General features: G+C 75.4%; 22 protein-coding genes. 11 read left to right on the plus strand and 11 right to left on the minus strand.

Annotated elements, in window-relative coordinates; translation table 11 throughout:
* The first annotated feature begins 25 nt into the window (after nt 1–25).
* The gene (locus AC0AIB_RS15320) at nt 26–2494 is read left to right on the plus strand and encodes a transglutaminase TgpA family protein (RefSeq protein ID WP_328344380.1); all 2469 of its coding nucleotides are present in this window, start codon (nt 26–28) and stop codon (nt 2492–2494) included.
* A gap of 202 nt (nt 2495–2696) precedes the next feature.
* Here the strand turns inward: AC0AIB_RS15320 and AC0AIB_RS15325 are convergent, their stop codons facing one another.
* From AC0AIB_RS15325 to AC0AIB_RS15365, 9 genes are all read right to left on the minus strand, one after another.
* Complete coding sequence (locus tag AC0AIB_RS15325) at nt 2697–3092, minus strand: DUF3040 domain-containing protein (protein WP_067301847.1); 396 nt, start codon at nt 3090–3092, stop codon at nt 2697–2699.
* A gap of 115 nt (nt 3093–3207) precedes the next feature.
* Nucleotides 3208–4467, minus strand: a complete 1260-nt coding sequence (locus AC0AIB_RS15330; RefSeq protein WP_328344379.1) for a DNA polymerase IV — start codon at nt 4465–4467, stop codon at nt 3208–3210.
* Between the two features lie 81 nt (nt 4468–4548).
* A complete protein-coding gene (locus tag AC0AIB_RS15335; protein ID WP_328344377.1) occupies nt 4549–5778 on the minus strand; it encodes an alkaline phosphatase family protein in 1230 nt (409 codons plus the stop codon).
* On the minus strand, nt 5775–6545 hold the full coding sequence (locus AC0AIB_RS15340; RefSeq protein WP_328344375.1) for a methyltransferase domain-containing protein: 771 nt from the start codon (nt 6543–6545) through the stop codon (nt 5775–5777). The genes AC0AIB_RS15335 and AC0AIB_RS15340 overlap by 4 nt, the downstream gene beginning before the upstream one ends.
* A 43-nt stretch (nt 6546–6588) precedes the next feature.
* A complete protein-coding gene (locus AC0AIB_RS15345) occupies nt 6589–6768 on the minus strand; it encodes a hypothetical protein (protein ID WP_067301863.1) in 180 nt (59 codons plus the stop codon).
* A gap of 92 nt (nt 6769–6860) precedes the next feature.
* Nucleotides 6861–10439, minus strand: coding sequence for an error-prone DNA polymerase (locus AC0AIB_RS15350; protein ID WP_465096920.1), 3579 nt, complete (start codon nt 10437–10439; stop codon nt 6861–6863).
* 564 nt (nt 10440–11003) lie between these two features.
* Nucleotides 11004–12782, minus strand: coding sequence for a DNA polymerase Y family protein (locus AC0AIB_RS15355; protein ID WP_465096921.1), 1779 nt, complete (start codon nt 12780–12782; stop codon nt 11004–11006).
* The gene (locus AC0AIB_RS15360; RefSeq protein ID WP_328344367.1) at nt 12779–13570 is read right to left on the minus strand and encodes a VOC family protein; all 792 of its coding nucleotides are present in this window, start codon (nt 13568–13570) and stop codon (nt 12779–12781) included. Before AC0AIB_RS15360 ends, AC0AIB_RS15355 begins: the two co-directional genes overlap by 4 nt.
* A gap of 173 nt (nt 13571–13743) precedes the next feature.
* A complete protein-coding gene (locus AC0AIB_RS15365) occupies nt 13744–14193 on the minus strand; it encodes an SAV_6107 family HEPN domain-containing protein (RefSeq protein ID WP_328344365.1) in 450 nt (149 codons plus the stop codon).
* 502 nt (nt 14194–14695) lie between these two features.
* Here AC0AIB_RS15365 and AC0AIB_RS15370 point away from each other — a divergent pair.
* Genes AC0AIB_RS15370 through AC0AIB_RS15410 form a run of 9 tightly spaced genes read left to right on the plus strand, consistent with a single transcriptional unit; the run spans nt 14696 to nt 22848 of the window.
* On the plus strand, nt 14696–16093 hold the full coding sequence (locus tag AC0AIB_RS15370; RefSeq protein ID WP_328344363.1) for a ferredoxin reductase family protein: 1398 nt from the start codon (nt 14696–14698) through the stop codon (nt 16091–16093).
* 20 nt (nt 16094–16113) lie between these two features.
* The gene (locus AC0AIB_RS15375) at nt 16114–16617 is read left to right on the plus strand and encodes an FMN-binding protein (RefSeq protein ID WP_328344361.1); all 504 of its coding nucleotides are present in this window, start codon (nt 16114–16116) and stop codon (nt 16615–16617) included.
* An 8-nt stretch (nt 16618–16625) separates the two neighbouring features.
* The gene (locus AC0AIB_RS15380; protein ID WP_328344359.1) at nt 16626–17438 is read left to right on the plus strand and encodes an FAD:protein FMN transferase; all 813 of its coding nucleotides are present in this window, start codon (nt 16626–16628) and stop codon (nt 17436–17438) included.
* 58 nt (nt 17439–17496) lie between these two features.
* Nucleotides 17497–17985, plus strand: coding sequence for a YbaK/EbsC family protein (locus AC0AIB_RS15385; protein ID WP_328344357.1), 489 nt, complete (start codon nt 17497–17499; stop codon nt 17983–17985).
* Nucleotides 17982–18701, plus strand: coding sequence for a monooxygenase (locus tag AC0AIB_RS15390; protein WP_328344355.1), 720 nt, complete (start codon nt 17982–17984; stop codon nt 18699–18701). The genes AC0AIB_RS15385 and AC0AIB_RS15390 overlap by 4 nt, the downstream gene beginning before the upstream one ends.
* A gap of 10 nt (nt 18702–18711) precedes the next feature.
* The gene (locus AC0AIB_RS15395; protein ID WP_328344353.1) at nt 18712–19281 is read left to right on the plus strand and encodes a GNAT family N-acetyltransferase; all 570 of its coding nucleotides are present in this window, start codon (nt 18712–18714) and stop codon (nt 19279–19281) included.
* Nucleotides 19278–20222, plus strand: a complete 945-nt coding sequence (locus tag AC0AIB_RS15400) for a carotenoid biosynthesis protein (RefSeq protein WP_465096922.1) — start codon at nt 19278–19280, stop codon at nt 20220–20222. Before AC0AIB_RS15395 ends, AC0AIB_RS15400 begins: the two co-directional genes overlap by 4 nt.
* The gene (locus tag AC0AIB_RS15405; RefSeq protein WP_328344349.1) at nt 20219–21349 is read left to right on the plus strand and encodes a glycosyltransferase family 2 protein; all 1131 of its coding nucleotides are present in this window, start codon (nt 20219–20221) and stop codon (nt 21347–21349) included. Before AC0AIB_RS15400 ends, AC0AIB_RS15405 begins: the two co-directional genes overlap by 4 nt.
* An 11-nt stretch (nt 21350–21360) precedes the next feature.
* On the plus strand, nt 21361–22848 hold the full coding sequence (locus AC0AIB_RS15410) for a phytoene desaturase family protein (RefSeq protein WP_465096923.1): 1488 nt from the start codon (nt 21361–21363) through the stop codon (nt 22846–22848).
* A 4-nt stretch (nt 22849–22852) separates the two neighbouring features.
* Here AC0AIB_RS15410 and AC0AIB_RS15415 read toward each other — a convergent pair whose 3' ends face one another.
* Nucleotides 22853–23542: a CDP-alcohol phosphatidyltransferase family protein gene (locus AC0AIB_RS15415; protein WP_328344345.1), complete on the minus strand. Its 690-nt coding sequence runs from the start codon at nt 23540–23542 to the stop codon at nt 22853–22855.
* 44 nt (nt 23543–23586) lie between these two features.
* Complete coding sequence (metF, locus tag AC0AIB_RS15420; RefSeq protein WP_328344343.1) at nt 23587–24504, minus strand: methylenetetrahydrofolate reductase [NAD(P)H]; 918 nt, start codon at nt 24502–24504, stop codon at nt 23587–23589.
* Nucleotides 24505–24871: 367 nt separating this feature from the next.
* Between metF and AC0AIB_RS15425 the strand changes: the two genes are divergently transcribed.
* The gene (locus AC0AIB_RS15425) at nt 24872–25954 is read left to right on the plus strand and encodes a polyprenyl synthetase family protein (protein WP_328344341.1); all 1083 of its coding nucleotides are present in this window, start codon (nt 24872–24874) and stop codon (nt 25952–25954) included.
* Nucleotides 25955–26010 lie beyond the last annotated feature (56 nt).

Consider the following 26010-nt stretch of genomic DNA (forward strand, 5'->3'; position numbering starts at 1 on the left):
GTCCGACGACAGAGAGGGTGACGCCGTGATCGCGTCCCGGAACCTCGGCTTCGTGGCCGCCGTGGCGACCCTGCTCGCCGCGGCCCCGCTGTCGTCGATCTTCCAGCAGTGGACCTGGCTGATCCAGTCGGCCATCGCGGTCGCCGTGGTGGCCGGCGCGGCGGCGCTCACCCGACTGGTCCGGGCCCCGCTCTGGGGTCAGGTGCTGGGCATGCTCGCCGGTCTCCTGCTCGCCCTGACCTGGCTCTTCCCGGGCGGCGGCGAGCTGATCGCCTTCCTGCCCACGCCGGGGACGCTTGCCCACTTCGGTGAGCTGGCGCAGGGCTCGTTGCAGGACATGCGCTCCTACGGGGTGAAGGTGCCCGACACCACCCCGCTGCTGTTCATCAGCGTGCTCGGGGTGGGCGCGGTGGCGGTCGTGGTCGACGTGCTCGCCGTCGGGCTGCGCCGGCCGGCCCTGGCCGGGCTGCCGATGCTGGCCATCTACTCGGTGCCGGTCGCGGTCTACGTGGACAGTGTCCCCGCGTTGCCGTTCGTGGTCGGCGCCGCCGGCTACCTCTGGCTGCTGGTCACCGACAACGTCGACCGGGTACGCCGGTTCGGCCGCCGGTTCACCGGCGAGGGCCGGGACGTGGACGTCTGGGAGTCCTCCCCGCTGGCCGCCGCCGGCCGCCGGCTGGCGGTGGTCGGGGTGGCGCTGGCCGTGGTGCTGCCGCTTGCCGTACCGGGGATGAGCGGCGGGCTGCTGGACCAGTTCAGCACCGCCGGTAACGGCACCGGCAACGGACGCGCCGGGCAGGGCGGCGGCCCCGGCCGGATCGACCTCTTCGCAGCGCTCAGCGGGCAGCTCAACCAGTCCGAGGTGGCCGACATGGTCAAGGTCACCACCACCGAGAAGAACCCGTTCTACCTGCGCTTCGGCGTCGCCGACGAACTACGCCCGGACGGCTTCCGGGTGCGCCCGCCCAACGGCCGGCCGGTCAACCGGGAACTGCCCGACCCGGCGGACCGGGCCGGGCCGGGGGTGCAGCAGCAGACCTACCGGGCGACCGTGGAGGTCAACCGGACGTTGAACATGCCCTTCGTGCCGCTCTACACCGACCCGGTCGGCTTCGACGGGCTCAACGGCAACTGGTCGTACGACCAGAATCTCGGGGTGGTCTTCTCCAACCGGGACAACTCCCGTGGCAAGCGCTACTCGTTCGAGTACGTGCGCTCGACGTACACCCCGGCGGCGCTGCGCCGGGCCCGGCCGTTGCCGGCCGAGCACCCGATCCGGCTGCAGCAGACCCGCACCCCGGACGTACGGGAGGTCGGTCTGCTCGTCGACCGGTTGGTGGAGGGGAAGTCCACCGACTACGACAGGGTCCGGGCGATCTACGACTACTTCTCCCAGGAGAACGGCTTCCGCTACTCGTTGAGCACCCAGGGCGGCACCAGCGGGCAGGAGATCGTCGACTTCCTCACCAACAAGGCCGGCTACTGCCAGCAGTACGCGGCGGCGCTGGCCTGGTTGGTACGGGTCGCCGGCATCCCCGCCCGGGTGGCGTTCGGCTTCACCAACGGCAGCAACGCCACCGGCGACACCTACACGCTCACCAACCGGAACCTGCACTCCTGGACGGAGGTCTACTTCGACCAGTTCGGCTGGGTGCCGTTCGACGCCACCCCCGCGTACGGCGTACAGGGGTCGACCCGGTCGGCGTGGGCGCCGGACTCCGACGCCCCGGACCCGGAGCCGTCGGACACCACCACACCGGCTGCCCCGGGCGACCCGGGCGCGACTGCCGGACCGCAGCGCGACGACGAGATCGACCGGGACGTCGACCAGGGTTTCGACGCGACCGCCAACGCTCCCGTCGAACGCGCCCCGACCTGGCCGTGGTGGACGGCTGCCGGGCTGCTCGCACTGCTCGCGCTGCTGGCCGTACCAGCCCTGCGTCGGCGTACGCTGCGTCAGCGCCGGCACCGCCCACCCGTGGCGGCGCAGGCCGGCGCGGCCCCCGACGACGGGGCGGGCGGGAGCATCCCGATGACGGTGCTGGGTGCGGACGCGGACCGGGCCCGGGCGGACGCCCACGCCGCCTGGGACGAACTGCTCGACACCCTGGTCGACTACCGGGTTCCGATCGACCGGACGGAGACGCCCCGGGCGACCGCCGAGCGGCTGGCCCGGGAGGCGATCGGCGCGGACGCCGACTCGGCCACTGCGGTGCGGTTGCTCGGCCGGGCCGAGGAACGCGCCCGGTACGCCCGGGATCCGCTCACCGGCGAACCACTGCACCCGGCGTTGCGGACGGTACGCGGCACCCTCGCCGCCCGCGCCGACCGGCGTACCCGGCTCCTCGCCGCCGTGCTGCCTCCCTCGGTGCTGCTGCGTTGGCGCACCTCGCTCGGCGACAACTCCGCGCGACTGGTGACGGCCTCCGGCCGGCTCCGCCGCCTGCTGCTGCGCTGGAACCCCCGCCGGCTGCTCGCCACCCGCCGCGCCTGACCGCCCCCGCCCCATGGGCACACGCCCGTGGGGCGGGTGCTTGGGGCTCACGCCCATGGGGCGGGCGAGCCGGGGTGGGGAGGGAAGGGGCGAGCCGGGAGGACGGCACGGGTGCGGACGTGATGATGCGACGGAGGTGGCCGGACTGCGTCCGGCACCCACCGTCGTCGGTGACGCCCGTCCACCTCTGGGGTGGACGGGTTCAGCGATGTCCCTCCGGACGCTGCCGCCACCGATCTTCCATCCGGTCCAGCAACGACGGCCGACGACCGCCCCGGCCACGCGGACGGCGACGACTCGTCGTGCCACCCACCACGTGCAGGTCCGGTGACTGCGCCCGCCGGTGCGACTGCACCGCATAGCCCAACGCGGCCAGCATGACGACGAACCCCGCCACTGCCAGCGGCGGAGTCTTGATCACCGCCCCGTAGACCAACAGGGCCAGGCCGACGACGACCACGCCGGCAGCGACGAGCAGGCGACGTCGCGTATGGAAACGCGGGTCACTGGCGCGCACGGCCGAGGCGAATTTGGGGTCCTCGGCAAGCGACCGCTCGATCTGCTCGAACAGCCGCTGCTCGTGCTCCGAGAGCGGCACGGCACTCCTCCCCGGTCACGTTGGTCGGCCCGGTCGGGCCGACAGACCGTGGCAGCCAACCGGCTGCTTGCCGCCAAGTCTACGAGGGGGCTCGCGCGTCGGAAAGCGGGACGACCTACGGTCGACTGCTATTTTCCCCGGGCCGGGGATCACGTTTGCCGAGCAGACTGGCCGGACCTATGACGGACCGCCCGAAACGGGCAGCCGCCGCGTCGGCGGCGGTCTCCGCCTCCCGCCAGCCCCGCTCGGGTGCGCCGAGGGTGAGCTGCCTCGGCGTGTCGGCCACCCCGGCCAGGCCCTCCACCCGGACGCCGACCAGCCGGACCGGCTCACCAGGGGCGAGAACCGTCCAGAGACCCCACGAGGTGTCGAAGATCTCCCGGGCCACGTCGGTCGTCACGCCGAGGGTCCGGGACCGGTTGACGGTACGGAAATCGGACAGTCGTACCTTGAGCGAGACCGTCCGGCCGACCTGACCGGCCCCGCGCAGCCGGCTGCCCACCTTCTCGCTGAGGGCGAGCAGGGCGCGGCGGATCTGCTGCGGGTCGACCACGTCGACGTCGAAGGTCACCTCGGCCCCGATCGACTTCTCCACCTGCTCCGGGCTGACCGGGCGCGGGTCCCGCCCCCGGGCCAGCTCGTGCAGATGGGTCGCGGACGCCACGCCGAGCGCCTTGCGGAGCATCCCCACGGGCGCCTCGGCCAGGTCACCGATGGTGCGCAGGCCGAGCCGACGCAGCGTCTCGGCGGACCGCTCCCCCACCCCCCACAGCGCGTCGACCGGCAGCGGATGGAGGAACTCCAGCACCCGGTCGGCAGGCACCACGAGCAGACCGTCCGGCTTGGCCCGGGTGGAGCCGAGCTTCGCCACGAACTTGCTCGGAGCCACCCCGACCGAACAGGTCAGCCCCAGCTCGGCCGTCACCCGGGCGCGAATCCGCCGGGCGATGGCGGCCGGCGGGCCGAACAACCGGCGGGCCCCCGTCACGTCGAGGAACGCCTCGTCGAGGGAGAGCGGCTCGACCAGCGGGGTGACGTCCCGGAAGATCCGCATCACCGCGTCGGAGGCCGCCCGGTAGCGGGCGAAGTCAGGTGCCAGGTAGACCGCGCCGGGGCAGAGCGCCCGCGCCCGGGCGGTCGGCATCGCGCTGCGGACGCCGTACCGGCGGGCCTCGTAGCTGGCGGAGCTGACCACGCCGCGTGGCCCGACCCCGCCGACCACCACCGGCCGGCCCCGCAGCTCGGGGCGGTGGCGCACCTCGACGGCGGCGAAGAAGGCATCCATGTCGACGTGCAGGATCGGGCTGGCCGAGTCGTCGGCGTCGGGCCCGAAGCGCGGGTCACCACCACGCGGCAGCGACTGACTCCGACCCATCACCGCAGGCTAGTCGCCCGGTACGACAGTCGCCCCGGCAGCCGCCCACGGCCGGGCGGCCGGGCGGCCAGGCGGCGAGCGTCAGCCCCGGACCACCAGCAGCGGCACGGTCATCTCCGCCGCGGTGTCCGCCCCGTGGTACGCCACCAGCCGGGAGACCGCCGGCGGCTCGGACCGGGTGGCCAGCACCGCGTACGTGTCGCGGCAGGTCACCACCACGTCGCCGACCCGGTGCAGATGGTCCTCGCCGACCGGGCCGAACCAGCCCTCGGCCACCATCTCCTCGCGGGTGCGCACCCGGGCGGCCGACCCGAGCACCGCCGACCAGGTGGCCACCACGTCGTTCGCCGCACCCGGTTCGACGTGCAGGTAACGCACCCGGGGCTCCCCGGCGACCACCCGCACACCGGCCCGCAGCCGCAGGTCGGTGTCCAGGTCGAAGCGGTGTCCGGCGGGCACGTCGAGCTGACCGTGGTCGGCGGTGACCAGCAACGCGGCGTCCGACGGCAACCCGTCGACCAGCCGGGCGAGCAGGCCGTCCACCTCGGCGACGGCGATCCGCCACGGCGTCGAGTCGACCCCGCTGAGATGCCCGTGCCGGTCCAGGTCGGGGTGGTAGCCGGAGACCAGGGTGGGGCCGGTCCCGGCGGCCAGCGCCGCCAGCATCGTCCGGGCCAGGGCGTCCACCCCGGCGGCCCCCCGGTAGTCGCCACCCCGGTTGGCGGCCAGGGTCAGCCCGCTGCCGGCGTACTCGGGGCGGCTCACCACGGTCACCGCGACCCCTGCGGCGCGGGCCCGCTGCCACTGGGTGCGTACCGGCTGCCAGCGCAGCGGGTCCGGTTCACCGGTCCAGTCGATGTGGTTGAGCACCCGGTCGGTGCCGGGCACCCGGACGGTGAACCCGAGCACGCCGTGCGCCCCGGGAGCCGCACCCGAACCCAGGGTCACCAGGCTGGTCGGGGTGGTGGAGGGGAACCCGGAGGTCAGCGGGCGACCCAGCGTCGCGGCCAGCCCGGTCAGGGTCGGGGCGTACCGGGCGGCGGTGGGGAGCTGGTACCAGCCGAGGCCGTCGACGAGCAGCACGGCGACCCGGCGCACCCCGGTCAGGCCGGGGACCAGCCCGAGCAGGTCGACCGCGCCCGGCACGCCGAGCACGGCCAGCACGCTGGGTAGCACGTCGGCCAGGCTGCCCCCGCCGTAGCGCGGCGACACCACCGCCAGCGGATCGGCGGGGGACGCGGGCACGACGGCCCGGGGCCCGGACGCACCGGGCGGCGGCACCGGCGCCCCGGCCGACGGCACGGCGGTCATGCCGGCCGGCGGGCGAACAGGTGCAGCTGGGCGGCGAGATCCCGGTACGGCGAGCGCCCGGCCAGCGCCCGTTCCAGCTCCACCAGGGCAGCCGGCTGACCGTCGGCGACGGTGGCGGGCAGCAGATCTGCCAGGACGCGTACCCCGTGGATCTCCTCCACGGTGAGGCCGGCGGCGCGCAACAGCGCGGCGGCCTCCTCGGCGTCGAACCGGCGGCGCAGGGTGTCGCGGGGGCCGGCGGCGCCGTCGGCGGCGGCGGCCAGCGCGGCGGCGACGTCCATCTGGCCGTTCATCGCCCGGCCCAGCACGGCGGCGGCCCGCCCGGGGACCAGCACACTCGCCGCGCCCCCGGGGCGCAGTGCGTCGGCCAGCGCGGTCGCCACCGGCGTCGGGTCGTCGACCACCTCCAGCACCGAGTGGCACAGCACCAGGTCGACGGAGGCCGGTTCGACCAGGCCGGTCAGCGCGTCGCCGTCGCCCTGCACGGCACGTACCCGGTCGGCCACCCCGGCCTCGGCGGCCCGGCGGGTGAGCGCGGCGAGCGCGTCGGGGCTGGCGTCGACCACGGTGACCCGGTGGCCGGCCTGGGCGAGCGGCACGGCGAACCCGCCGGTGCCGCCACCCACGTCGAGCACGGTCAGCTCGACGTCGGCCCGCCGGTCCAGCTCGGCGGCGAGCACCGACCAGACGACGGCGGTACGGGGGGTCAGCGGCGGCCCGGCGAACCGGCCTCGGGGGCTCTGTTCCACCCGGTCGAGCCTAGTCACCCGGACCGCCCGACCTCCCGCTGGTGGTGCCGTCGTCGACGGCTCAGATCTCCCCGCCGCCGGCCGGGTCCTCCTCGGCACGGGACCGGCGGTCGTTGGCCACCGGACCCTCGGTCACCTGGTACTCGCGCGGCTCGGCGTCCTGGGCGGGCGTCCAACCGGCACCCAGCCGGGTGCGCCGGGCGTTCGCCAGTCCACCGGTGTACGTGCTGTCCATCGTCACTGGTCATCCCCCTTGCCACACGTGGGCCGCTCTGCCCGCGCGTGCCGGAAGTCTCCCGTCTCCCGGCCCGGAAAACCGTAATGTGGATCACTTCACCGGAAGTCGCGGGAGGCGGGCGCGACCGGCGGCGTGATCGGGTCCAGCCGGTCGGCGGTGAGGTTGGTGACCCCCTCGTGCCGCTGCAACCGACCACGGACCACGAGGGCGACGCTGGTGCGGGCGATTCGACGATAGCGCTGCCACAGCCCCGGGGAGCACGTGACATTGAGCATTCCGGTCTCGTCCTCCAGGTTGAGGAAGGTGACCCCGCCGGCGGTCGCGGGGCGCTGCCGGTGGGTCACGATCCCGCCGACCCGGATCCGCCGACCCGGTTCCACCTGACCGAGCCGGGCGATCGGCACCGCGCCCAGCGCGTCGAGCCGGTCCCGGACGAACCGGGCCGGGTGGCTCTCCGGGGACAGCCCGGTGGCCCAGACGTCGGCGACGAGCCGGTCCACCGCCTCCATCCCGGGCAGGGTGGGCGCCGCCGCGCCGGTCACCGTGCCGGGCAGCCGGCCCGGCCGGTCCTGGGCCGCCGCCCCGGCCGCCCAGAGCGCCTGCCGCCGGGTCAGCCCGAAACAGGCGAAGGCGTCCGCGGTGGCCAGCGCCTCCAGCTGCCCGGCGGTCAGACCGACCCGCCGGGCCAGATCCGGCATGTCCCGGTACGCCCCGTGCGCCGTCCGCTCCGCCTCGATCCGCCCGGCCACCCCGTCACCGAGGGTACGGACGCTGCCCAGCCCGAGCCGGACGGCCGGCCCGCCCAGCCCCCAGGCGTGCGGCGGCTCCCCCGGCACGCTCCCCCACCGGGTCTGCGGGGTGGACTCCAGCACCGCCCCCGCCCCGCTGGCGTTGACGTCCGGCCGACGGACCTCGACGCCGTGCCGGCGGGCGTCGTCGACCAGCGTCTGTGGCGAGTAGAAGCCCATCGGCTGGGCGTTGAGCAGGGCGGCCAGGAACGCCGCCGGGTGGTGGCGTTTGAGCCACGAGCTGGCGTACACCAGGTAGGCGAAGCTCATCGCGTGGCTCTCCGGGAAGCCGTAGCTGGCGAAGGCGGTGAGCTTGCGGTAGACGTCGTCGGCCAGCTCGCCGGTGATCCCCCGCTCGGCCATCCCGGCGTAGAGCCGGTCGGCGAGCTGCGCCATCCGCTGCACCGACCGTTTCGCCCCCATCGCCCGACGCAGTTCGTCGGCCCCGGCCGCGTCGAAGCCGGCCAGGTCGATGGCGAGCTGCATCAGCTGCTCCTGGAACAGCGGCACGCCGAGGGTCTTCTCCAGCGCGTTGCGCATCAGCGGATGCGGGTACGTCACCGGCTCCTGGCCGTTCTTGCGCCTGATGTACGGGTGCACCGAACCGCCCTGGATCGGGCCGGGCCGGATCAGCGCCACCTCCACCACCAGGTCGTAGAACTCGCGCGGTTTCAGCCGGGGCAGGGTGGCCATCTGGGCCCGGCTCTCCACCTGGAACACCCCCACCGAGTCGGCCCGGCAGAGCATGTCGTAGACCTCGGGGTCGTCCAACGTCATGTCCCCCAGATCGAGGCGCTGGCCGATCAGGTCGTAGCCGTAGTGCAGGGCGGAGAGCATGCCCAGGCCGAGCAGGTCGAACTTGACCAGCCCGACCGCCGCGCAGTCGTCCTTGTCCCACTGGAGCACGCTGCGCCCGGGCATCCGCCCCCACTCCACCGGGCACACCTCGATCACCGGCCGGTCGCAGATCACCATCCCACCGGAGTGGATGCCCAGGTGCCGGGGAAAGCCCGCCCACCGCCCCGAGGCCCCCGTCAACTCGTTGGCGTACGCCACCACCTGCTCGGGAATGCCCTCGACGTCCACCGCCGCGACCGGGCCCCAGCGGTCGATCTGCTTGCTCCAGGCGTCCTGCTGGCCGGGCGAGAAACCGAACGCCTTCGCCACGTCCCGCACCGCCGACCGGGGCCGGTACGAGATGACGTTGGCGACCTGGGCGGTGTGTTCCCGGCCGTACCGGGCGTAGACGTGCTGGATCACCTCCTCCCGCCGGTCGGACTCGATGTCCACGTCGATGTCGGGCGGCCCGTCGCGTTCCGGGGCGAGGAACCGCTCGAAGAGCAGCCGGTGCCGGACGGCATCGACGTTGGTGATCCGCAACGCGTAGCAGACCGCCGAGTTGGCCGCTGAACCCCGGCCCTGGCAGTAGATGTCCTGCGCGCGGCAGAACGCCACGATGTCGTAGACCACCAGGAAGTAGCCGGGGAAGCCCAGCTCGTCGATCATCCGCAGCTCGTGCTCCAACTGCGCGTACGCCTCCGGGTGCGCCTCGGGCGGGCCGTAGCGCTCCCGGGCGCCGTCCATGGTCAGCCGGCGCAACCAGCTCATCTCGGTGTGCCCCGCCGGCACCGGGTACGCCGGCAGCCGGGGCGCGACCAGGTGCAGGTCGAAGGCGAGTTCCGCGCCGAACCCGGCGGCCCTCGCCACGGCACCCGGGTACCCGGCGAAACGGGCTGCCATCTCCGCACCGCTGCGCAGGTGGGCGGTGGCCGCGGCGGGCAGCCAGCCGTCGATCTCGTCCAGGCTGCGCCGGGCCCGGACGGCGGCCAGGGTGGTCGCCAGCCGCCGTCGACCCGGGCTGGCGTAGTGCACGTTGTTGCTGGCCACCGTGGGTAGCCCGGCGGTGGCCGCCAGCTCGGCGAGGGCGTCGTTACGGTCGGCGTCGACCGGGTGCCCGTGGTCGGTCAGCTCCACCGCCACCGTCTCCGCGCCGAACAGCGCGGTGAGCCGGTCCAGCTCCCGGGCCGCCGCGTCGACCCCCTCGGTGAGCAGCGCCGCCGGCACGTGCCCCTTGCGGCAGCCGGTCAGCACCAGCACGTGGTCCCGCAGCTCGGCGGCGACCTGCTCCAGTTCCCCGTAGACCGGGCGGCCCTTCTCCCCACCGCGCAGCTGGGCCCGGGAGATGACCGACGCGAGTCGCGCGTACCCCTCGTGGCCGTGGGCGAGCACCAGCAGGTGCCGGCCCGACGGGTCCGGTTCGCCCTGCTGCGGGCCGGGCAGCCCCAGCGACAGCTCCGCACCGAAGACCGTCGGCAGACGCAGCGTACGGGCCGCCTCGGCGAACCGGACCACGCCGTAGAACCCGTCGTGGTCGGTCACGGCGAGCGCGGTCAACCCCAACCGGGCGGCCTCCTCGGCCAGCTCTTCCGGGTGGCTCGCCCCGTCGAGGAAACTGAAGTTGGTGTGCGCGTGCAGTTCGGCGTAGGGAACGGTGCCGTCCGGACGGGTCAGCTCGGGAGGCGCGTACCGCTCGCGGCGCCGGCTCCAGGCCGGCGAGTCGCCGCCGTCGGCCCCGGCGAGCGGGTCCACCACGTGCAGGTGCCGTTCCCCGCCCCGCCGCCCGCCTTGGGCCCCGCCGCCCCGACCCCCGCTGTCCTGGGCCTCACTGCCCCGGGGCCCGCCGCCCTGGGCCTCACTGCCCCGGGGCCCGCCGCCTCTGGGCCCGCCGCCCTGGGGACGGTCGTCACGGGGGTGGTCGTCACGGGGGTGGTCGTCACGGGGGTGGTCGTCACGGGGGTGGTGGCCCGCGTCGCCGTCGGTGGTGGATCGTCCGGACAACACCCGTTCCAGCTCCGACCAGGGCAACTTCGGGTTGTGGAAGCTCATCCGGTCGCCCCGGCTGTGCCGGCTGACCCAGCGGTGCGGGCTGACCCAGCGGAGCGGGCCGTCCTTCTGCGGCCGATCGCGTGCCTTCTGCGGCCGATCGCGTGGCGGGGTGATGACACCGCGGACAGGGATGGTCTTCCCGGTGAGCGGTATGCCGCTGAGGCATATTTATGCCTCAGCGGCATACCGCTCATGCGGCAACATCGTCGAGACGCAGGGCGACCCCGCGCAGGGCAACCCCGCGCAGGGCAACCCCGCGCAGGGCAACCCCGCGCAAGGCGACCCCACACAAGGCGACCCCACACAAGGCGACCCCGTGCGGAGCACCGCACCGACCGGCAGCGGGAGCGCCGGTCACCGAACCCGACCGACCCCAACAGGGCCGCCCCGAACAGGGCCGCCCCGAACCCGACCAGCCCGAACCCGACCAGCCCGAGCCCGACCGGCGCGCAGTCGACCGGCGCGCAGTCGACCGACACGCAGTCGACCGACACGGGCCCCGCCCGCAGGGGTCCGACCGGCCCGAACAGAGCCGAAGCGGGCGGGACCAGCGCAGGCCACCGGTCAGTCATAGATCGCCTCCACCAGCCACCGGCCCGCCTCGACGGCCAACAGCAGGGCGGCACCGTCGGCCAGGCAGACCTGGAACCGGGCCCGGCGGCGGGCCTCGGCGGGGGCCCACCACCGCTCGTCCACCGGCCACGGACCGGCCCAGCCGACGATCTCCGCCGGCGTGGTGCCGCCGACGACCAGCCGGGCGGGGGCGGCGCTGATCGCCAGCCGGGCGCTGACCAGCACCGGTTCCCCGGCGGCGTCGTGCACGCTCGCGGTGAGCGGGACGGGCAGCACCACGGCCGGCGCGGGTGGCGGCAGTCGCCCCGGCCATGGCGGCACGGGACTCCCCCGCCGCTGCCCGGTACCGCCCCGCCCCTGCCTGACCGGGGCAGGCCCGCCCACCACCAGCCCAGCAGTAGACCCACCCACCACCGGCATGGCTGACGACCCACCCACCACCGGCATGGCAGAAACCGGCAGCACGGCAGAAACCGGCGACCCGGCAGGAGGCCCGTCCAGTGGGTGAGGGACGGGGAAGCCCGGCGGTGGGGGCGGGCCGGGGCGGGTGGGGAGGCGCTCGTCACCCCACGGGACCAGCCGGGTCTGGTCGGCCGGGGACCGACCGCCGCCGAGCACGGCGGTGACCACCGCCTCCGGGCCGAGGAGGCCCTGCACCCGGCTCAACGCCCGGTGCGCCCGCTCCCGTTCCTCGCCGGCCTCCCCCCACAGGCCGGGTTGCAGCCCTCCCCGGGCCAGCAGCCCGTCGGGGACCAGCCGCAGCCGGACGATCCCGGCGGTGGGTCGGGCCGGTCGGGCACCGGGCCGACCGGTGCTGCCGGAGAGCCAGCCGTCGAGCTGCCAGCGCACCCGGTCGGCGATGGCGGCGGCGGTGAGCAGCCCGTCGTGCCGCCACACCCGGTGCAGTTCCTGGCCGTGCGCGGTGACCGCCTCGATGCCGAGCCGGGTGCAGGCCAGCCCGTGCCCGGCCAGCCGGTCGTGCAGCCGTTCGGCGAGCACCCGGGCTGCGAAGGCCGCCGCGTCGACCCGGTCGAGGGGCTCGTCGTGGTGGGCGGTGACCGTCAGGTCGACCGGGGGCTGCCGGACGGCGAGCGGTCGGTGGTCGTACCCGGCGGCGAGCCGGTGGGCGAGCGCCCCGTCGAAGCCGAACCGGGCCAGCACGTCACCGGCGGGTAGCGCGGCGAAGTCGCCCAAAGTCCGTACGCCGAGCCGGCGCAGCAGGTCGGCCAGGGCCGGCCGGCCGATCGCCTCGACGGGCAGCCCGGCCAGGAACCCCGGTGTCCCGCCCGGCGGCACCACCTGCCCGGTACGCGCGGCGAGGCCGGCGGCGAAGATCCCGTCGGCGATGCCGACCTGGCTCTCCACCGCACAGGACTGGGCGACCTGTTCGACGATCCGCTCGGCGGCGGCCTCCTCACCACCGAGGTAACGGGCGGGGCCCCGGGCGGCGAGCGCGCAGACGCCGGGACGGACCACCTCGACCCCGGCGACGACCTCCTCGACGGCGGCGACGACCGGTTCGAAGGCACGGGCGTCCCGACCGGGATCGTGGTCCACGACGGTCAGCGTGGAGCAGCGCCCCTGGGCCTCCCGGCGGCGCAGGCCACGGCGTACCCCGGCGGCACGGGCGGATGCGGAGCAGGCCACCACCCGGTTGGCGTGCAGCACCGCCACCGGGCCGATGGCGGGCACCCCGTCGACGATCTCGGCGGCGAGCACCGGCCAGTCCGGGCACCAGAGCAGCAGGGTGCGTACCGGCGCGCGGGTCACGCCGACCCGACCACGGTGAACCCGCCCGACCGGACCCCGGCGGCGGAACCGGCGGCGGAACCGGCGGCGGAACCGGCGGAACCGGACGCGGCGGTGGACGCGGGGGAACCGGACGGTGCGGCGCGCGGGATGACCCGGGTGAGCCCGTCGCCGGGCAACCACATGGTGATCTCCTTCGGGCGGGCCGCCGCCCCGCGTCCGCGTGCCGACACGGTGACCTCCCGACGGCGCAGTCGGCCCCGACCCGGCCCGAGCCCCGCCCATACCCCACGGACCACCTGGAGCGTGACGTCCGCACCGGTCCACCGGCCGTACGGGACGAGCACGCAGCCGCGTTGCCGGGCGCGGGCGGCCAGCCGGTCGGCGACCGGGGCGGAGACGGTGTGCGGCACGGCGGTCACCACCACGTCGACCCCGTCGATCAGTGCTGCCACCACGGTGGGCCACTCCGGGCCGGGGTGGGGCACCAGGGCCAGTCGGTCCAGGGCGATGCCGACCTCGGCGGCGGCGCCGGCCCCGAAGGTGGGCACCCCGACCACCGCGCACCACGATCCGGCCCGGGACGCCTCGGCGAGCAGCGCGAGCACCAGGGAGGTGCCGCCACTGCGCCGGGGCTGGCCGGTGGTGACGGCGATCGTGCTGCCCCGGCGCAGCCCCCGGTGCGGCAGCAGGCCGGTCAGCTCGGGTGCCACCGGGAGCACCCGGTGACCGCCCGTCGGATCCGGGGCGCTCGCCGGGCGTACCAGAGCGGCCAGTGCGGCGGAACCGCCCACCATGCGGCCCGCCATCGGACCAACCCCCGTCGTGTCGTTGCGTGGATCAGATGTTCATCGGCCGACGGGGACCCGGACGCGGCCGGATCAGGTGTTCCGCAGGCGGCAGACCGGCGGGACCCGGACACGGTCGGTCAGGTGTCCGTCGGGCGGCGACCCGGCCGGACCGGGACCGGGTGCGGGCCGGATCAGGCGGCGAGGCCGTCGAGGGCGGGTTGGTGGGCCAGCCCGAGGGCGTGCTCCACCACCGCCACGAACTGCCCGGCGGCCCGGAGCAGGTCGTCGGCCTCCCGGGCGCTCACCACCCGGGGGATGCCGGCCTCGGCGGCGGCCCGTTTGCCGGCGGCGGCGGCGAAGTAGCGGGACCACTCGTCCAACTCGGGGGCGACCGTGGCGAGCAGCACCCAGACGCTGGTGATCCGGCGTCGGCGGGCGGGCGCGGGGCGGGCCCGGGCGGCCAGCAGGGCGGCGGCGGCACGCAGCGCGGCCAGGTGGGCGGCGGCGTAGCGCAGCCCGTCGGGGCGGGTCTGGGCGGCCTCGGCCAGCCCGCGCCGGGCGATCGTGAGGAGTTGGGTCGGGGTGCGGTGCGGCAGCACGTGCGCGGGCACCGTCGGCGCCTGGGCCGGGTTGGTCGGCATGACTGTCTCCTCCGCGTGACCGGGTCGGGCGGGACGCGCGGTGGAGGAGATCCACCGGCGCGACGCCCGGGGCGGGTGGTGCGGAGGAAGACGCACCGATGGGGACCGGCCGGGTGCGGATGCTTCCCCACACCACACCCGGCCGGCGAACCGGCGGGTTCGTCGCCCGCCGCCCGGGGGTCGTGGGCGGCGGGCGACGACCTGCCTTGACGGGACCGGGCTCGCGACTGCCCGGAACCCGGTGCGGTCCGCGAAACCGCACCTGCCCGGGTCGGTGCCGCGAAACACCGCCCCCGGGGGCGTTGGAACGGGTGTACGAGTGAATCGAACACTCGTTCTAACTACCCTGACAGTACACCCTGCCCCCGACGAAAACGCAACGTCCGGCGTACGGCGTGCCACCGACGATTCCCAGCCCGCGCACAGCGGCGGCAAAGCCGGAGCCGAGGTCCTGCTCGCAGGGTGGGGCCATGAGAGAAGGACCCGCCGAGACCACCCTCGGATGAGCGCCACCGTCCTGGACCGAGGTACCCCCCGCCGGCCGTTGCCCACCGCCCCCGGCTGGTGGGCCGACCTGGCCGGCAGCGCGGCCGTGCTCAGCCTGCTGGTCGTCACCGCGCTCTGGACCGCCGACCGGGGGGTGCAGGAACTGCTCTCCGGGGTGGCCGCCGGCCTCACCTCCGCCGGTCGGCTCACCGGCCTGCTCAGCGCCGACCTGATGCTCGTCCAGGTGGTGCTGATGGCCCGGGTGCCGCTGGTCGAACGGCGCTTCGGCCAGGACCGGCTCGCCCGCTGGCACCGGCTGGCCGGCTTCACCTCGTTCCACCTGCTGCTGGCCCACGTGCTGCTGACCACCCTCGGGTACGCCGGGACCGCCGGGGAGAACCCCGTGACACAGCTCTGGCTGCTGGTCACCGGGTACCCGGGGATGCTGTTGGCCACCGCCGCGCTGGCCCTGCTGGTGCTGGTGGTGGTCACCTCGGTCCGGACGGCCCGCCGCCGGCTGCGCTACGAGTCCTGGCACCTGCTGCACCTGTACGCGTACCTGGGGGTCGGGTTGGCGCTGCCGCACCAGTTGTGGACCGGTGCGGACTTCGTCGCCTCGGCCGCCGCGCGGGCGTACTGGTGGACGGCCTACCTGGGGGCGCTGGGCAGTGTCCTGGTGTTCCGGCTCGGCCTGCCGGCGTACCGCTCGCTGCGGCACCGGGTCGAGGTGGCCGCAGTGGTCCCCGAGGCACCTGGCGTCACCTCGGTCTGGTTGCGCGGGCGGGGCCTGGACCGGCTGCCGGTACGGGCCGGACAGTTCTTCGGCTGGCGCTTCCTGACCGGTCCCGGCTGGTCCCGGGCCCACCCCTACTCGCTGTCCGCCCCGCCGACGGGTGACCTCATGCGGATCACCGTCAAGGACCTCGGCGACGACAGCTCCGGGGTGGCCGCCCTGCGACCGGGCACCCGGGTGCTGCTGGAGGGCCCGTACGGGCGGCTGACCGGGGAGCACTGGCGCGGCGGCGGGATCACCATGCTCGCCTGCGGGATCGGCATCACCCCGCTGCTGGCCCTGCTCTGGGAACTGCCGTACGCGCCGGGACAGGCGGTGCTGCTCTACCGCGTGCGTACCCCGCAGGAGCTGGCCTTCCGGGCGGAGCTGGAGCGACTAGCGGCCGAACGTGGCGTGCGGGTCCACTACCTGGTCGGCCCGCGCGGCCGGCAGCCGGCCTGGCTGCCCGGCTACGCGGCGGGGCTGCCGGACGCCGAGGCGCTGCGCCGGCTCTCCCCCGGCATCGCCGGCCACGACGTCTACCTGTGCGGCCCGGACGGCTGGATCGACGCGGTGCGGGCCGCGACCCGGGCCGCCGGGGTGCCCGAACGGTACGTCCATCACGAACGCTTCGCCTGGTGACGGGCGGGGAGGGAGGATCCGTGCGACGGATCACCATCTGGCTGCTCTCCACGGTGGCCGCCCTGGTGCTGCTGTTCAGCTACCGGACCAGCACCATGGGCGTCGGTGGGGGGACCAGCACTGTCGCCGCCGGCGACAGCGGCGGCGCCGTCCCCGGCGCCGGGGGTACGTCCACCGGCTCGGACCCGGACTCGGACTCGGACTCGCCGAGCGGAAGCAACGGCAGCAACGGGAACAGCAGCGGCGGCGGGAGGTACGACGGGTCGGTGGCGCAGACCCGGTGGGGGCCGGTGCAGGTCCGGATCACCGTGGCGGGCGGGCGGATCACCGACGTCACGGCGCTCCAGGTGCCCGACGGCAACTTCCGGGACCAGCAGATCAACGACCACGCGGTGCCGATCCTGCGGCAGTCGACGCTCACCGCGCAGAGCGCCCGGATCGACACCGTGTCCGGGGCGACAGTCACCAGCGACGGCTACCGCGAGTCCCTCCAGGCCGCCATCGACGCGGCCCACCTGAAGTGAGCGCGACGATGGACCTGACGGCGGAGTCGGACCGACGGGCCTGGGTGGTGCAGGTGATGGGGCTGCCGGTGAGCGTGCACCTGCGCGGCCCGGACGTGCACGACGACGCGGTCGCCGCCCGGGTGGAGCGGGTCTTCGCCGAGTTGCGCGCGGTCGACGCGACGTGCAGCACCTACCGGCCGGACACCGAGATCGGGCGGCTGGCCGGCCGGGCGCCGGACCCGGCCACCGCGAGCCCGCTGGTCCGGGAGGTGGCGGAGCTGTGCGAGCTGGCCCGGCTGCGCACCGGCGGCCGGTTCGACGCCCGGCGGCTCCCGCTGCCCGGCGGCGGTGCCGGGTACGACCCGTCCGGTCTGGTCAAGGGGTGGGCGGTGCAGCGGGCGGCCGGCCGGCTGGCCGACCTGACCGGGCACGACCGCTGCCTCAACGCCGGTGGCGACGTGCTGCTGCACGCCGGGGCGGACCGGCCGGCCTGGCGGGTCGGCATCGAGGACCCGGACCGCCCCGGCCACCTGCTGGACGTACTGGACCGGCGCGACGGCGCGGTCGCCACCTCGGGCACCGCTCGGCGCGGCGCGCACATCGTCGACCCGCTCACCGGCCGGCCGGCGACCGCGCTGCGGTCGGTCACCGTGGTCGGGCCGGAACTGCTCTGGGCCGACGTGTACGCCACCGCGGCGATGACCCGGGACGCCGACGACGCGCTGACCTGGCTGACCGGCCTGGCCGACCACGAGGCGCTGCTGGTGACCGCCGACGGCCGGGTCCGCGCCACCCCGGACTGGCCCGGCACCCGCCCCGGGCCGCCGCCCGCCCGCTGACCCACCCCGGCCGACCACCGGGTGCGGGGCGTCCGGGCGGACCGGGGAGAATGGACCCATGCAATCACACCCGAACGTGCAGGCGGTGCAGCGGGCGCTCGACGACGCGGGCGCGCGGGACGGCTCCGGCGCGGCCAGCCGGGTCCGCCTGCTGCCCGAGGCGGTGCACACCGCCGCCGCGGCGGCCGACGCGCTCGGCGTCGCCGTCGGCGCGATCGCCAACTCGCTGGTCTTCGACGCCGACGGCGTACCGCTGCTGGTGCTCACCTCCGGCGCGCACCGGGTGGACACCGCCGGCCTGGCCGCCCAGCTCGGGGTGACCCACCTGCGCCGGGCCACCCCCGACTTCGTCCGGGAGCACACCGGCCAGGTGATCGGCGGGGTCGCCCCGGTCGGTCACCCCGGGCCGCTGCGCACCCTGGTCGACACCGCCCTGACCGGGTACGCCGAGGTGTGGGCCGCCGGTGGCGTACCGCAGGCCGTCTTCCCGACCAGCTACCCGGAGCTGCTGCGGATCACCGGTGGCACCCCCGCCGAAGTGGCGTGAACACCACCCCGGAGCTGGTCACCCTGCACGTGTGGCGGGTGCACCGGGCCGCCCTCGGTCAGGCGTTGGTGCGGATGGCCCGGCACCCGGGCCGGCTGCGGCGCACTCCCGGCGTACGGTTCGGCAAGCTGCTCGGCACCGGGACCGGCACCGGCTTCGGCCCGGGGGACGCCGACCTGACCCGGTGGGCCGCCCTGGTGGTGTGGGATTCTCCCGCTGCGGCGGCCGGCTTCGACACCTCCCCGGTGGGCCGTTCCTGGGCCCGGATCGCCCGCGCCTCGGCCCGGTTGGAGCTGCGCCCGGTGACCAGCCGGGGCGAGTGGTCGGGCCGGCGTCCGTTCGGCGATCCGGCGGGTGGCCGGGTCGACGGACCGGTGCTGGCGCTGACCCGGGCCCGGTTGCGTCCCCGCCGCGCGCTCACCTTCTGGAAGGCCGTCCCGCCGGTCGCGGCAGCGCTGCACGCCGCGCCGGGGCTGCTCGCCCGCTTCGGGGTGGGTGAGGCGCCGCTGGGCTGGCAGGGCACGGTCAGCGTGTGGCGCGACCCGACGGACCTCGTGGCGTTCGCGTACCGTCACCCGGAGCACCGCGCGGCGATCACCCGCACCCCCACCGAGGGGTGGTACGCGGAGGAGCTGTTCGCGCGTTTCGAGGTGCGCGCAGTGGTCGGTGACCGGTCGGTGCTGGGATGGGTCGCCGACGGTGATCCGCAACCGTGAGAGGACGCGCATGAGGTTGGTGCGGTGGACGCCGGAGGATCTCGTCCGGCGGCTCGACGACGTGGTCGCGGTGTACGGGGAGGCGATGGGCTACCGCAGCGAGCTGCTGGAGGCCCGACGCGGTTACATCGCCACCCACGCCCGACGACCCGGGTTCCGCGCCGTCGCCAGCCTCACCACCGAGGGCCACCTGGCCGGCTTCGGGTACGGCTACCTCGGCGCGGGTGGACAGTGGTGGCACGACCAGGTCTACCGGGCGCTGGACCCGGACGCCCGACAGCGTTGGCTGACCCACTGCTTCGAGGTGGTCGAGTTGCACGTCCGGCCGCCCGCGCAGGGGCACGGTGTGGGTGCCCGGCAGCTCACCGCCCTGCTCAGCCTCGCCGAGGGCGGCACCACCCTGCTGTCCACCCCGGAGGCCGACGAGCAGGCGTCGCGGGCCTGGCGGCTCTACCGGCGGTTCGGCTTCGTCGACGTCCTGCGGCACTTCCGGTTCCCCGGCGACGAACGACCGTTCGGGGTGCTCGGCCGCGACCTGCCGTTGCCCCGCCCCGACACGTCCGGCCCGACCGCGTCATGACCCGCCGGCACGTCCCGTGGCTGCTGCTGGCCGTCCTGGTGCTGACCCAGATCTGCTATCCGCTCACCACCGGGGTCACCCGGGCCCGCCTCACCGTCGCCACGGTCGTGCTCGGCTACCTGCTCTCGGTGGGGCACGCGCTGCTCACCCGGGGCCCCCGGGCGGCGGTGGCGCTGGTCTCGGTGGCCACCGGCGGCGGGTTCGCGATCGAGGCGCTGGGGGTGGCGACCGGTTTTCCGTTCGGCAGCTACGACTACTCAGGCGAGTTGGGGCCGAAGCTGGCCGGGGTGCCGTTGATCATCCCGCTGGCCTGGACCTGGATGGCCTGGCCCGCCTGGCTGGCCGCGGTCCGGCTGACCACGCCCACCGGCCGGGCCCCCGGCACCGCACCGGCCGGCACCGCACCGGCCGGCACCGCACCGGCCGGCAGCGCGACACCGCGCACCGCAGCACCGCGCACCGCAGCACCCGGCAGCGCGACGCCCGGGTGGGCGGGGCACGCCGGGCGGGTGGCGTTGGCCACCGTCGGGCTGGCCGGCTGGGACCTCTTCCTCGACCCGCAGATGGTGGCCGAGGGCTACTGGGTGTGGCGCGACGCCACCCCGGCGCTGCCCGGCCTGCCCGGCATCCCGGTCAGCAACTACCTGGGCTGGCTGCTCTTCGCGGTGCTGCTGATGAGCGCGCTGCGCCCGCTGGCCGGGTCGGCCGTCGCGGTCACCGACTCCCGCGACGACCCGATGTTCGCGCTCTACCTGTGGACGTACTTCTCCAGTGTGCTGGCGCACGCGGTCTTCCTCCGGCTGCCCGCCTCGGCGGTCTGGGGCGCAGTGGGCATGGCGGTGGTGGCGGTGCCGCTGGCGGTGACCCTGCTGCGCGCCCGCCACCGGCCCGCCGACCGGCCGGCAGCGGGGGCGCGGGGGCGGGCGGTGGGTCGGCGGTGACCGTCGTCGCGCTCGCGCTGGCCGTCGCGGTGCTCGCGCTGACCGTGCACACCTGGGTCAACGCCGGGTGCTGGCTGCGTCGGCCCGTCGACGGGCCGGTCGAGGTCGACGAGACCGTGGCGGTGCTGCTGCCGCTGCGCGACGAGGCCGACCGGGTCACCCCGTGCCTGCGCGCGCTGCTCGCCCAGCAGGGGGTGCCGGGGCTACGGATCACGGTGCTCGACGACGGCTCGACCGACGGCACCGCCGAGGTGGTCCGTGCGGTGGTCGGCGACGACCCCCGGGTCACCCTGCTCACCGGGGTCACCCCGCCGCCGGGCTGGCTGGGCAAGCCGTACGCCTGCCACCAACTCGCCGGGCACGCCGGGCCGGCCGCCACCGTGCTCGCCTTCGTCGACGCGGACGTGGTGCTCACCCCGTACGCGGTGGCGGCGGCGGTGACCGAGCTGCGCGCGGCACGGGCGACGCTGCTGTCGGCGTACCCGAGGATTCTGGTGCGGACGGTGGGTGACCGGCTGGTGCAGCCGCTGTTGCAGTGGTTGTGGTTGACCTTCCTGCCGCTGCGTGCGATGGAACGCTCGGCGCGGCCGTCGCTGGCCGCGGCCGGTGGGCAGTTCCTGCTGGTGGACCGGGCCGGCTACGACCGGGCCGGCGGGCACGCCGCCGTCGCCGACCGGGTGCTGGAGGACATCGAGCTGGCGCGGGCGGTGAAGCGCTCCGGCGGGCGGATCGCGCTGGCCGACGGCTCCCGGCTGGCCGACTGCCGGATGTACGGGACCTGGCCCCAACTGCGCGACGGCTACACCAAGTCGCTCTGGGCCACCTTCGGCCACCCGGGGGCCGCCGCGACAGTGGTCGCCGCGCTGCTCCTGCTCTACACCGCGCCGCCGCTGCTGGCGGTGGCGGCGCTGGTGGCGGGCTCGCCGCCGGCAGCCGGGCTGGCCCTGCTCGGGTACGCCGCCGGAGTCGCCGGGCGGGTGCGCAGCGCCCGCGCCACCGGCGGCCGGGCCTGGCCCGACGCGCTGGCCCACCCCGTGTCGGTCGTGGTGCTCGGTTGGCTGACCCTGCGGTCGTACCATCTGCGGAAGCGGCGTCGCCTGTCCTGGCGGGGCCGTCCGGTCAGCTAGGAGGACGCGGCATGGCGCGGATCGTGGTCATCGGCGCCGGCGTGGGCGGGCTGGCCACCGCCGCCCGGCTGGCGGTCAGCGGGCACGAGGTGACCGTCTTCGAACGGTCCGACACCGTCGGCGGCAAGCTCGGCCGCCACGTCCACGACACCCCGGCGGGCAGCTTCCACTTCGACACCGGGCCGAGCCTGCTCACCCTGCCGCAGGTCTTCCACGAGCTGTTCGAGGCGACCGGCGCGAAGCTCGACGAGTACCTCGACCTGGTCCCGTTGGACCCGATCGTGCGGCACGTCTTCCCCGGTGGCGGACCGGCCCTCGACTCGTGCGCCGACCCGGACGAGTTCGCCGCCCGGATCGGGGCCACCCTCGGCGACCGGTCCGCCGCCGACTGGCAGCGGCTGTGGCGGCGGGCCGCCCGGGTCTGGACGGCGTCGCACCGGGACATCCTGCGGCGGACCGTCGACTCGCCGCGCGACCTGGCCGCGCTGGCCTGGCGGCTGGGCGACCTGGCCGCGATCGGCCCCGGCCGCACCCTGCGCGGGCTGGGCCGCAGCCACCTGTCCGACCCCCGGCTGCGGATGCTGCTGGACCGCTACGCCACCTACACCGGCGCGGACCCGCGCCGCGCCCCGGCCGCGCTGGTCGCCGTCCCCTACGCCGAGCTGACCTTCGGTGGCTGGTACCTGCGCGGCGGACTGGGCACCCTGGCCGACGCGCTGCTCTCCCGCTGCCTGGACCTGGGCGTCACGGTGCGCACCGGGGAGACGGTCACCCGGATCGACGCCGCCGGTGGCCGGGTGCACGGGGTACGCCTGGCCGGGGTCCACGCGCCCGTGCCCGCCGACGTGGTGGTCGCCAACGCCGACGCGCTCACCGTCTACCGGGACCTGCTGCCCCACCCGCGCCGGCTGGCCGCGCTGACCGACCGCAGTCTGGCCGGTTTCGTGCTGCTGCTCGGGGTACGCGGCGACTCCGGCCTGGCCCACCACACCGTGTTCTTCCCCGGCGACTACGACGCCGAGTTCGACGCCGTCTTCGGTGACCCCGGGCGGGGGATCCGGGCCCGGCCGGCGACCGACCCGACGGTCTTCGTCACAGTGGCCGACGACCCGACCGCCCGCCCGGCCGGACACGAGGCGTGGTTCGTGCTGGTCAACGCCGCCCGCCACGGCACCGCCCCGGATGCGGTGGACTGGCGTCGGCCGGGGCTCGCCGACGCGTACGCCGACCGGATCCTCGACGTGCTCGCCGAGCGGGGGGTCGACGTCCGGGACCGGCTGGTGTTCCGCGAGACCCGTACCCCGGCCGACCTGGACGCCGCGACCGCCGCGCCGGGCGGGTCGATCTACGGCACGGCGGGTGGGCTGCTCCGCCCCGCCAACCGGGGTCCGGCGCACGGGTTGTGGCTGGTCGGCGGCTCCAGCCACCCCGGCGGCGGCCTGCCGATGGTCACCATGTCCGCCCAGATCGTCGCCGACGAGATCGGCCCCGCCTGGTAGCGGGTCAGCCGGCGTCGAGCAGGGCCCGGCGGACGGTGGAGAGGAGCTGGCCCAGGCCGAAGCCGGCCAGCAGCAGCCAGACGGCGGTGGCCATGGTGATGGTGCCGGCCGCCAGGTCGAGGTCGATCAGCCCGGTCAGCCCGGCCAGCAGCAGCCCGACCAGGGCGACGCAGACCCGGGTGGGCCGCTCCCCCACGGTGACCGCGCCGATCTCCCGCATCCCGGCGGCGACCGCGCGGGCCCGGACGTACTCGTGCAGCCAGGACAGCGCGCCGGCCGCGACCACCAGCGCGCCGGGCGCGCCGACCAGCCAGAACGTCACCAGCCAGGCGATCTCACCGAGCCGGTCGGCGACCGAGTCGTAGACGTAGCCGAGCCGGGTGGTCCGGCCGGTGGCTACCGCGACCGCCCCGTCGACGCTGTCGGCGACCGAGGCGAGCAGCACGAACAGCGCGCCGACGATCGGCCCCTGGGGCGACCGGACGCTGAACAGCGGCACGCACAGGCAGAGCAGCACCCCGCCGACGGTCACCGCGGTCGGGGTGACCCGCAACCGGCCCAGCACGAAACCGACGTGGTAGGCGAAGCGTAGCCAGGCACGGACCACAGGCGCCGCGACCCGGGGGTCGAAGCCGCCGTGCAACCGCGCCCAGGCGGTCGCGTACTCGTCCCATTTCAGCTGTGTGCCCACCATCGGTCAACCGCCACGGCACGGTCGAGGTGTCGGGGTCGACGCGTTCACACCCGGGCGTCGGCCCGCAGGCTGCGCCACACCTCGCGGGTCGCGGGCGAGCGGTTCAGGGTGATGAAGTGGATGCCCGGAACCCCCTCGTCGAGCAGCCGGGCGCACATCTCGCTTGCCTGTTCGATGCCGAGCCGGCGGACCGCCTCGGGGTCGTCGGCGACCCGCGCGAACCGCTCGGCCAGCGCGGCCGGGAAGGGCGCGCCGGACAGCTGCACCGAGCGCTCGATGGTGCCGATCTGGGTCACCGGCATCACCCCGGCCAGGATCGGCGTGTCGCAGCCGGCCGCCGCGACCCGGTCCCGCAGCCGCAGGTAGTCGTCGGCGTCGAAGAACATCTGGGTGATGGCGAACTCCGCGCCGGCCCGGCACTTGCGGACGAAGTGTGCGGTGTCGCTGTCCACGTCTGCCGAACGGGGATGCTTGTACGGGAAGGCGGCCACCCCGACGCTGAAGTCGCCGGCGTCGCGGACCAGCCGGACCAGGTCCTCGGCGTAACCGACGCCCTCGGGGTGTCGGATCCACTCGCCGCCCGGGTCACCGGGCGGGTCGCCGCGCACGGCGAGCACGTTGCGGACGCCGACGCCGGCCAGCCGCCCGATCACGTTGCGCAGCTCGGCGACGGAGTGGTTGACGGCGGTCAGGTGCGCCATCGGCAGCAACGTGGTCTCGGTGGCGATCCGTTCGGTCACCGCGACGGTGGTGTCCCGGGTCGAGCCGCCGGCCCCGTAGGTGATCGACACGAACGACGGGCGCAACGACTCCAGCTCGCGGATGGCCTGCCAGAGCAGCCGCTCACCCTGTGCCGTCTTGGGCGGGAAGAACTCGAACGAGAACGTCGGCTGGCGGTCGCGGATCAACTCCCCGATCGCCGGCTGGGGATTGGGAAGGACGGAGGGAAGACCGAGCGCCACGTGACGACTCTAGCGGGCGACGCCGTCCGACCCCACGCACTTCCCACCAGAACATCGACGCCCACCGACCCGCCCGACGCCCCGTCCCCCGCCCGCTGGATCTTGCGGCAGGGCGAAGACCGTCCTTCCGCACGAAGATCTTGCGGCCCGACATGGCATCGCCGATCTTGCGGCCCGACATGGCATCGCCCTTCGCGTCCAGGTCCGGCCAGCACGTAGCGTGGGTTGGTATCGACGTTCGCCGGTCGCGGGACGTGGGTTGCCGAGCAGAAGTGAGTTCGACCGGCAGCGGCCTGCCGCGCCCACCGGGGTGACGCGCCGAGGTGGTGGTGCGGCGGCGGCGGCGGGGACCGGCTAGCGTCTGGGCGTGACCCACGCCGCTCCCGTCTCCCCCGTCGACCGTGCCGGCCTGCGGCAACGCGTCGACAAGGCCCTGACCGAGTTCCTGGCCGGCCGGCGCGGCTGGATGGCCGGCATCGACGAGGCTCTGACCCCGGTCGCCGAGGCGATCGAGGGGTTCGTGCTCGGTGGCGGCAAGCGGCTGCGCCCGGCCTTCGCGTACTGGGGATTCCGGGGTGCCGGTGGGGTGGATGCCGACCAGGTGGTGACCGCCCTGGCGGCGCTGGAGTTCTTCCAGGCCAGCGCACTGATCCACGACGACGTGATGGACCGGTCCGACACCCGGCGCGGTGAGCCGGCGGTGCACCGACGGTTCGCCACCCGGCACCGGGCAGCCGGCTGGAACGGGGCCCCGGACGGCTTCGGCGACGCGGCGGCGATCCTGCTCGGTGACCTCTGCCTGGTCTGGTCCGACGAGCTGCTGCACTCCGCCGGGCTGGACCCGCACACGGTGGCCCGGGCCCGACCGGTCTTCGACGAGATGCGCGCCGAGGTCACCGTCGGGCAGTACCTGGACGTGCTGACCCAGGCGACCGGGGAGGTCTCGCTGGAACGGGCCGGCAAGGTCGCCCGGTACAAGTCGGCCAAGTACACGGTCGAGCGGCCGTTGCTGCTCGGTGGCGCACTCGCCGACGCGTCGGCGGACGTGTGCACCGCCTACTCGGCGTACGGGTTGCCGCTCGGTGAGGCGTTCCAGCTCCGCGACGACGTGCTGGGGGTGTACGGCGACCCGGCGCAGACCGGCAAGCCGGCCGGGGACGACCTGCGTGAGGGCAAGCGCACCTACCTGGTGGCGGCGGCGGTGGAGGCCGCCGACGAGGCCGGTCGGGACCTGCTGCTCGGCCGGCTCGGCGATCCGGAGCTGGACGAGGACGGGGTGGCCCGGCTCCGCGAGCTGATCCGCGGCACCGGCGCGTTGGCCCGTACCGAGCAGCGCATCGTCACCCTGACCGACACCGCCCTGGCCGCGCTGGCCGGTGTCGACCTCGACACCGAGGCCCGCCAGGCCCTGGTGGACCTGGCCATCGCCGCCACCCGCCGCGCCGACTGACCCCTCCCCACCCACCCACCCACCCACACCGCACCACCCCACGCCGGGCCACGTTG

This window comes from Micromonospora sp. DSM 43699, from assembly GCF_055517075.1.

What these genes read in the sequence shown, in the direction of transcription:
- AC0AIB_RS15330 (WP_328344379.1), bottom strand. Translation starts at nt 4,467, where the DNA reads ATGGGTCGGAGTCAGTCGCTGCCGCGTGGTGGTGACCCGCGCTTCGGG.
- AC0AIB_RS15335 (WP_328344377.1), bottom strand. Translation starts at nt 5,778, where the DNA reads ATGACCGCCGTGCCGTCGGCCGGGGCGCCGGTGCCGCCGCCCGGTGCG.
- AC0AIB_RS15350 (WP_465096920.1), bottom strand. Translation starts at nt 10,439, where the DNA reads ATGAGCTTCCACAACCCGAAGTTGCCCTGGTCGGAGCTGGAACGGGTG.
- AC0AIB_RS15360 (WP_328344367.1), bottom strand. Translation starts at nt 13,570, where the DNA reads ATGGCGGGCCGCATGGTGGGCGGTTCCGCCGCACTGGCCGCTCTGGTA.
- AC0AIB_RS15365 (WP_328344365.1), bottom strand. Translation starts at nt 14,193, where the DNA reads ATGCCGACCAACCCGGCCCAGGCGCCGACGGTGCCCGCGCACGTGCTG.
- AC0AIB_RS15370 (WP_328344363.1), top strand. Translation starts at nt 14,696, where the DNA reads ATGAGCGCCACCGTCCTGGACCGAGGTACCCCCCGCCGGCCGTTGCCC.
- AC0AIB_RS15380 (WP_328344359.1), top strand. Translation starts at nt 16,626, where the DNA reads ATGGACCTGACGGCGGAGTCGGACCGACGGGCCTGGGTGGTGCAGGTG.
- AC0AIB_RS15385 (WP_328344357.1), top strand. Translation starts at nt 17,497, where the DNA reads ATGCAATCACACCCGAACGTGCAGGCGGTGCAGCGGGCGCTCGACGAC.
- AC0AIB_RS15395 (WP_328344353.1), top strand. Translation starts at nt 18,712, where the DNA reads ATGAGGTTGGTGCGGTGGACGCCGGAGGATCTCGTCCGGCGGCTCGAC.
- AC0AIB_RS15400 (WP_465096922.1), top strand. Translation starts at nt 19,278, where the DNA reads ATGACCCGCCGGCACGTCCCGTGGCTGCTGCTGGCCGTCCTGGTGCTG.
- AC0AIB_RS15410 (WP_465096923.1), top strand. Translation starts at nt 21,361, where the DNA reads ATGGCGCGGATCGTGGTCATCGGCGCCGGCGTGGGCGGGCTGGCCACC.
- AC0AIB_RS15415 (WP_328344345.1), bottom strand. Translation starts at nt 23,542, where the DNA reads ATGGTGGGCACACAGCTGAAATGGGACGAGTACGCGACCGCCTGGGCG.